Origin of the sequence: Streptomyces adustus (assembly GCF_009377175.1) — a bacterium.
GTDB lineage: Bacteria > Actinomycetota > Actinomycetes > Streptomycetales > Streptomycetaceae > Streptomyces > Streptomyces adustus.
Genome location: NZ_VJZD01000554.1, coordinates 1 through 1,136, shown reverse-complemented (window position 1 = coordinate 1,136; position 1,136 = coordinate 1). Strand labels below are relative to the sequence as shown.

2 protein-coding genes are annotated in these 1,136 nt (G+C 73.9%); one reads left to right on the top strand and one right to left on the bottom strand.

Annotated features, from left to right (window positions below):
* Positions 1-151 precede the first annotated feature (151 nt).
* The gene (locus FNH09_RS46505; RefSeq protein ID WP_202919908.1) at positions 152-382 is read left to right on the top strand and encodes a hypothetical protein; all 231 of its coding nucleotides are present in this window, start codon (positions 152-154) and stop codon (positions 380-382) included.
* Between the two features lie 27 nt (positions 383-409).
* Here the strand turns inward: FNH09_RS46505 and FNH09_RS46500 are convergent, their stop codons facing one another.
* Positions 410-1,096, bottom strand: coding sequence for a siderophore-interacting protein (locus tag FNH09_RS46500; protein WP_152895889.1), 687 nt, complete (start codon positions 1,094-1,096; stop codon positions 410-412).
* Between the last annotated feature and the right edge of the window lie 40 nt (positions 1,097-1,136).

Genomic DNA, 1,136 nt, shown 5'->3' with positions numbered 1-1,136 from the left:
GCTGTGTTCACCGGTGACTGGCAGGGGATCCGGTGTGGATGCCCTGGATTCCGCAACGGCTCGGGCTGAAGCGGACGCACTGACCGCATGAAGCAGTGTGTAGCCGGGTAGACGGGCGCCCCAGGACCTGCCGGAGTACTGGGCCGATGTGATGGCCGAGAAGGAGAGATTCATCGCGCGCCTCAATGCCGGGCGGCCCGCCCGCTACGACGACGCGGACGGCAGCGCCCGCCAGGTGATCGACCACCGCTTCCGGGCCGTCGACGGCTCGCTCTACGCGATCCGCTCCAGCGGCCCGGAGGACCTCGCCGCCGACCTGGTCCGCGCCCCGCTCACCACGCCCGTGGCGTCCTTCTGCCCGTCGGGCGCGCGGTGCGGCTGAGCCAGGCCACCTGCCGCCTCACGCGGTTCACTCCAGGCCGCGCTTGCCCGGTGCCCAGAACGGCTTGGTGAGCACGGAGCGCCGGTCCCAGCCTGCCTCCCGCAGCACCTGCCGCACCCGCTGCACGGTCCGCGCCTCTCCCGCGACATACGCCACCCCGCCCGGTTCGGGCGCCAACTCCCGTACTGCGTCGGGGAGTGCGGTGGTGCCCCGGACCAGCCAGCCGATCCTCTCGCCGTGCGCGAGCGGCAGCCGGTCGGCGGCCGACCCGATTTCCACGCGGCCGGAGACCCGGGCCGTCGCGGGCAGTGCGGCGAGCATGGCGCCGAAGGCGACGGCGGCGGTCTCGTCCCCGGCGAACACATGGTGGGTGGCGTCGGGGCGCACCGTGAACGACCCTTCAGGCTTGCTCAGTCGGACCTCGTCGCCCACCGCCGCGGCCCGCGCCCACAGTGCCCCCGGCCCCGCGCCGGGATGGTCGAGCACGCACAACTCCAGGGCGCCTTCGGGGTCGTAGCGCCAGACCGAGTACGTGCGGCGGGTCAGTCCGCTCGTGACGTGCACCCGCACCTGCTGCCCGGGGCGCACGTCGAGCCCCGCGAGGGCGTGGCCCTCCAGGCGCAGCCGGCGCATCCGGGCCGCGACGGGTTCGGCCTCGGTGACCGTGGCGCGCAGCGTCAGCAGGTCGAGTACCGGATCCAGAAGTGCGGGCATGACCGCTCCTTGCCGTTCAGTGGTGGGGGTGCCTGGGGCG